Source organism: Streptomyces sp. MB09-02B (assembly GCF_033794485.1).
GTDB lineage: Bacteria > Actinomycetota > Actinomycetes > Streptomycetales > Streptomycetaceae > Streptomyces.
This window is the reverse complement of the sequence record NZ_JARGEE010000020.1, coordinates 38,160-44,619: the sequence shown is the minus strand read 5'-3', so window position 1 is coordinate 44,619 and position 6,460 is coordinate 38,160. Positions and strand designations below refer to the sequence as shown.

General features: G+C 71.8%; 3 protein-coding genes. All 3 read right to left on the bottom strand.

All coding sequences use genetic code 11. The features are described 5' to 3' along the window. Positions 1–176: 176 nt before the first annotated feature. The gene (locus P1P70_RS05455) at positions 177–4,649 is read right to left on the bottom strand and encodes a fibronectin type III domain-containing protein (protein ID WP_319235019.1); all 4,473 of its coding nucleotides are present in this window, start codon (positions 4,647–4,649) and stop codon (positions 177–179) included. Positions 4,650–4,841: 192 nt separating this feature from the next. Further along, positions 4,842–5,213 carry a hypothetical protein gene (locus tag P1P70_RS05450; protein WP_319235017.1) on the bottom strand — a complete coding sequence of 124 codons (372 nt, stop codon included), beginning with the start codon at positions 5,211–5,213 and terminating at the stop codon, positions 4,842–4,844. Between the two features lie 170 nt (positions 5,214–5,383). Then, positions 5,384–6,391 carry a hydroxyacid dehydrogenase gene (locus tag P1P70_RS05445; protein ID WP_319235016.1) on the bottom strand — a complete coding sequence of 336 codons (1,008 nt, stop codon included), beginning with the start codon at positions 6,389–6,391 and terminating at the stop codon, positions 5,384–5,386. Positions 6,392–6,460: the final 69 nt, after the last annotated feature.

Below are 6,460 nucleotides of genomic sequence, written 5' to 3'. Positions count from 1 at the left end.
GGGTTCGGTGGCGGGTGCGGGTGCGTGGGGCTTCTCGCGCAGTTCCCCGCGCCCCTGAAAAGCAGGGGCTGCGCCCCGTGCTTTTCGGCCCGAAAGGGCCGGAGGCCCTTCAGGGGCGCGGGGAACTGCGCGATCAGCCCCCACCGGACCCGCACCCGCCCATCCGCCCCCCGGAATCACTCTTCCGACGCGTAGTACCAGAACTCCACCTCGGTCAGATTGCAGCGTCCGTTGTGTGCGTCGTGGAGGCGGAGCAGCCGGTACGAAGCCGTCGTCGGCAGCGACGCCTCGTACCACGCACCGTCGGTCGTCGCGCCGATCGTGTGCAGGTCGGTCCAGGTCGCCCCGCCGTCGGCGGAGCCGCGCAGCACCGTGCCGGTCGCCCGCGACGCGAACCCGGCGCGCGGCAGGACACGGAGCCTGTCCACCCGCAGCGTGCCGCCCGCGCCCGCGTCGATGTCGATCCAGCTGTCGGCCGCGAGGGTGTCCGTGTACGTCGCGGTGTCGCCGTCGAAGGCCCGCCAGCCGTTGGAGGCCTGCGTCCCGGTGCCGGGCCAGGTGATGGTCGAGGCCCTCACCATCGACGCGGTCACCTCGGTGCGCCGCAGCAGCGTCTCCCGGGAGACGAGCAGCTCGTACGCCGCGTACACCGCGTCGATCCGGGTGTCCTCTTCCTTCCCGGTCTCCCCCTCCACCCGGTCGAGCTCGGCGGTGAAGGCCGCGTGGCTCTTCTTCGTCCACGCGGCCGTGTCGACCGCACGCGCCCTGGCGAGGACGTCGGCGAAGGTCTCGGCGACGGCCGCCGCGGGCGCGGAGACCCGGGTGCCGCCGCCCACCAGGGCCGCCGTGACGCGGTAGTACCGCCTGCCGTGCCGCAGCCCCTCGTCGTCGTGGGCGAGGGACCGGGTGTCGCGGACGAGCGCGTCCCAGGCCTTGCCGTCGGGGGAACGCTCCACGGTGAACGTGAGCGCGTCCTCCGGCTTGTTCCAGCGGACGGTGACGGTATCGCCGTCGCGCTCCAGGGCGACCAGCAGGGGGCGGTCCCCGAGCGCCTGGACCTCGACCTCGGCGAAGCCGGCGTCGCCGGTGGCCACGACGCCCGCGTGCACCGCGTACGGGAAGGGGCAGAACAGGCTCCCGACCGTCACCCAGGTACGACCGTCCCTGGACACCTGGCCGTGCACGCGGTGGGTGGTGAGGTCGCGGACGAGTCGGAGGTACGGCGTGGCGGCGAGGGTGCGGCCGGGGAGCCGGCGGGTGACCGGGGAGCGGAGGTCGTCCTGCCAGTCGTGGCGGCTGTCCCGGGTGCGGTCGTGGAGGACGAGCCCGCCGTCGGCGTCGGCACCGAAGTACACGTGCCGGGTGTCGGCGGTGAGCCGGTCGCGGAGCATCAGACCGGTCACCGGGCCCCGCGCGGTGTCGACGCGGGCCGTGAGGGTGAGACTGCCGGCCGCCGGGCGGCTCACGAAGTGCAGTTCGTCGTCGATGTCGCGGGACAGGACCCGGTAGTCGTCGCCCTCGCCGAGGCCGTCGCCGTGGGCGCCGAGGACGCGGACGGTCGAGCCGCGCACGAGCGCGCTGCCCCGGCGGGCGTGGTGGAGGGCGTCGTCGCGCCAGCCGGTGCGTCGCAGCGCGGGCGAGGCGGACCGCCGCAGCTCCGTCTCGATCGCGTGCGACGCCAGGCCCCGGCCGGCCTGGTTCACCGCCGTGACCGTGTAGAAGTAGGTCTCGCCCGGCCGGGCCGACCCGTCGACGAACTGACGGCCCGTCGCCCTGGCGCCGATCAGCTCGTAGGGGCCCCGTCGGCGGGTCGCCCGGCGTACCTCGTAGTGGGTGGCGCCCGCCGTGGTCTGCCAGGTGACCAGGACGGACGCGTCGCCGGGCAGGGTGTGGACGAAGTCGACGTGGGAGGGCGGGAGTTCGGCGATGTCCTCCGACGCCAGGCGCAGCACGAGTCCCGTCCTGGGCGGCACGCTCACCCGGCCGCCGCGCACCGGCAGCTCCCGGCCGCTCACCAGGTCGAGGACGCTCGCGCCCGCGCCCGGCACCTCCACCCGGTGGGTGCGCTCGTTGCCGTACGCCTTCCGTGTCGTGTTGAGGACGAAGAGGTAGCGGCCGTAGCGGGCCGTGAGGAGGTCCGGGTAGCCCGAGTAGGCGTGGTCGGCCTCGAAGTTCTCGCGGTGGACCGTTCCCACGCCGGGCTGGAAGGTGAGGGGGGCGATCTCGCCGGCGAGGGCCTGGAGGGCGGTGGAGTCGCCCGTCTGCTGGTCCTCCATGAAGTCGACGTCGATGTTGTCCATGCGGGCCCAGTAGTCCTCGTACTGGAAGAGCCCCTCGGTGTGGAGCTGGACGATGTGGTCGCGGTCGGGGTGGCGGACGTGGAGGCGGCCGTTGCGGGCGAAGCCGCGCTGGCGTTCGTTGAGGTGCCCCCACAGATGTGTGTCGCCGTCGCGCAGCGAGACGAACATGCAGTCCACGTCGACCCAGGCGAAGCGCTCGTAGTCGGCGGTGCGCACGCCGAGCGCGGTGAGCTCGGCGGGGGTGTAGTACGCGAAGTCGGTGTGCGGGTGGACAAGGCCGGTCGGTTCCTGGGCCTTCAACCAGTCCCAGGTCTCGCCGAGTTCGAGGTCGTACTTGTTCTTCGACTTCACGGCGGAGAAGGTGGCGAAGTACTGGTGGTCGGCGATCTGCTGCTGGGCGAAGCCCACCGCCTCCCGGGCGTGGCGCCGGGTCCGGCTCCACTTCTCGCCCGCGTACCGGTCGGGGTGCGCGGCGATGTGGTGGGCGAGGGAGACGTAGTGGAGCAGTTTGCCCTCGGAGACGCGCAGGACGTAGCCGGGGAATCCGGGGAAGTTGGTGTTGCGTTCGTCGATGACCATCTCCATGCGCATGGTGCGCTTGAGGTCGTCGTCGAGGTCGGTCATCCGGGCGTGCGAGCGGGCGTGCAGGTTGCGGAGGGCCAACTCGAGGATTCTGTCGTTGAGTTGTTCGTCGCCCTCGTGGCCCCAGGTGCGGTGGAACCACTCGGGGAGGTAGTTGGTGGCCTCGCCGTAGTTGGCGACGTAGCCGTTCTCGCGGGTGTGGCCGGCCTCGGTCATGGTCGTGTAATGGGTGCCGAGGGGGAGGCGGCGGACGATGTCGCCGTTCTTGTCGAGTTTGGAGCGGGCCAGCCCTTTGATGACGTACTTGACGTAGTCGTCGGTCCAGCGGGCCGTGGTGTCGTGCTGGAAGAGCGAGTGGAAGAGGTCCAGGTCCTGGCCGTCGGGGCCGACCAGCACCTCCTCGCCGAGGAAGGGCTCCCAGCCGAGGGCCTCGCCGACGATGCGGTGGCTGCGCGCCCGGCCCTCGTAGTACGACGAGCCGATCACCCGGAGCCCCTCGTGGGCTTCCCAGGCGCCCTCGTACGTGTACATCACCTGGTTGTAGATGTAGGAGAGCCGGGAGCGGGCGTAGTCGAAGTTGGCCTTCAGGACGCGTTCCCAGGCGGCGCGGCGGGTGAGGGGGCCGCCGTCCCAGTCGACGCCCGCGAGGGAGGTGGGACCGTCCTCGGTGCCGGTGACGAACGGCTCGTCGAGGAAGTCCTCGAAGGCCGCACGACCGTGGACATCGTTGTCGGCGATGACGTTCTCGACCAGGTACAGCGCCTGGCCGAGCGCCCCGTAGTAGCCGCCCCAGTCACCCTGGTGCCCGCCCCAGGCGAGGAGCTTGGTGTTGCCGTAGTAGTCCTTGGTGTGGTTGTCGACGCACTTGAAGATCCTCAGCAGCGCCGTCCTCCTCTCGGCCGGGGTCTTCGCCGGACACCAGGAGGCCCGGGCCAGGGCGCCCGCGTAGAAGAACAGTTCCTCGACGTACCGGACGACCGACAGCTTGCCGGTCGCGGCCGCGTCCACCTTCGCCGAGAGGGAGTTGAAGAGTTTCACCTGCTCGGCGACGTATCCGTCCACGAGCGCCTGCTTCGCCGTGTCGTCGAGACCGGCGACCGTGGCGGTGGGCGGGGTGAACCCGGTCCTGCGGTCGTCGCTGAGGTCGAGGTGGCTGCCGGTGTGGGTGTAGGCGCGGTAGTAACCACGGGAGTTCGCGGTCACCTTGCCGGCGAAGGCGCTGTCGTAGGTGCGCAGGGTGATCTCGGCGCGGGTGCGGCCCCGGGTGTGCTCCAGCGGCAGCATGATCGTGGCGTAGAAGAAGCGGCCGGGGAGGGGCCGGTTGGTGCCGGTGTTCAGGGCCTCGTAGTCGCCGGAGCGGCGGTAGCCGATCTGCTCGCCGTTGATGTACGCGATCGTCTTGTACGTGGAGGTGTCGCCGCCCCAGAACTTCACGGTGAGGTGGTTCTGGTGGACCGGGTCGACGGCGACGGTGAAGCGGAGGTCGCCGCCCTTGATGCCGGGGGTGGCGAGGGGCCTCGCGACCCGCGCCCTGTCCCCCGCGTGACCGTCGACGACCTCGGTGTCCGGGCCGTGGAAGTCGTGGGCGGCCTCGGAGTCGGGGTCGCCGAAGTCGACGAGGTCGAGCCGTCCGGCGCCGCCCGCCGTCGCGCCGGTCTCCCGCTCGGGCGCGTCTCCGGCGGCCGCCGGGGACCAGGCACCGGCGAGGGCGAGCGTGCCGCTGCCCGCTGCGGCCGTGGTCAGGACGGATCTTCTGGAGATGGGCATGCGGAGTCCTCCCGGCCGGGCACACGACAGTAAACGTTCTCTGCGGAAGGTAGGGGGCTCCGGCCGAGGTCGACAAGATGTCGTGCGGAAGAAAGACTTTCGATCACCCAAGAAAACAGACAACGGTTGTCGGCGTGATCACACCGACAACCGTTGTCTGTTTTCCGCGACCCGGGTGCGTCCTCGCACAGGTCAGCAGTCGCGCAGCGGGTCCGTCTCGCTGTAGATGGCGGTGTCCTTCATCCAGCCGCCCTTGCCGTTGTCGGCGACGGTCTTGATCCAGCGGGTCGGGTGCGGCCCGCCCACCCAGGCCTGGTTGTCCATCTTGCAGAAGAACCAGCTCGGATTGGTGTTCATGGTCCCGACGACCTGGTTGGGGTTCGGGTACAGCGGGTTGTTGCCCACCGATCCGTACACCGGGGCACCGGCGACGTTGTTGCACCACCACCTGATGCCGTCCTCGTGCCGCCAGCAGGCGGACGCGGCGGACGCGGACGGCGCCGCGAGGGTGGTGCCGAGCGCGGCGGCCAGGCCGGCGGTGGCGACCAGCCATCGAAACCTCATGTGCGTGTTCCTCTCCTGTCAGCACGTGCGTGTCCCGCACCGAAGCCTGCCGACTGGCGAGGCGCGCTCGCGCCCCCTTTCGACCAGGGTCGAAAACCGCTGGTGGAAGCGTCCGTGACCACCGGCCGGCCACCACCCACCGACCGCTGCACGGCCCGGCGGGTCCCCGCTCAGGCCGTCCGCTCCAGCGCCCCCCGGTCCAGCGCGTACGCCAACTCCTCCCCGGCGGCCAGCCGTTCGGCCTCCTCCGTGACGGCGAGGCCGAGGCGGGCGACCTCGTTGCCCTGGGAGCCGGCGAGGTGGGGGGTGACGAAGGCGTTCGGGAGGTCGAGGAGGGGGGAGTCGGCGGGCAGCGGCTCGGGGTCGGTGACGTCGAGGATCGCGGAGAGGCGGCCGGCGCGCAGCTCGTCGACCAGGGCGTCGTGGTCGACGAGGGCGCCGCGCGCGGTGTTGATCAGGGCGGCCCCGTCGGGCATGAGGGACAGGGCGCGGCGGTCGATCAGACGGTGCGTCTCGGGGGTGTCGGGGGCGTGCACGGTGACGATGTCCGAGGTGCGCAGCAGCTCGTCGAGCGGGAGCAGGGGGACGCCGAGGGCGGCGGCCCCGGCCTCGTCGACGTAGGGGTCGGTGAGGCTCACCCGCAGGTCGAAGGGGCGGAGCAGTTCGATGACGCGGCGGCCGATGCGGGAGGCGCCGATGACGCCGACGCGGCGGCCGTGGTTGCCGATGCCGGGGACGAACCCCCAGCCCTGCGAGACGCGTTCGGCGCGCAGGCGTTCGCGGCGGCCGAGGATGTCCTTGCCGGCGAGCAGGACCATGGCGAGCGTGTACTCGGCGACGGGCAGGGCGTTGGCGGCGGCGGCCGTGGAGACGGTGATGCCGCGTTCCCAGACGGCCGGGGTGACGAAGCCCTTCACCGAGCCGGCCGAGTGCAGCACGGCCCGTAGCCGGGGGGCCGCGTCGAGGACCGCCGTGTCGATGCGGGGGCAGCCCCAGCCCGTGACCAGCACCTCGGCCTCCGCCAGCGCCGCCCGGACCCGGGGATCGGCGAAGTCCTCGGCGATCAGGGCGGGGTCGATGTCCACGGTCTCCCGCAGGCGGGCCAGCACGTCCGGCGGGAAGACCTGCGGGACGTTCTCGGCCGTCATGGCGAACAGTGCGCGGGGACGCTCGGGCAAGGAAGGACCTTCCGGCTGGGAGGCCTCGAAGGGCCGAGGGGGCCGGGAGAGGGCGAGGCCAGAGGACAG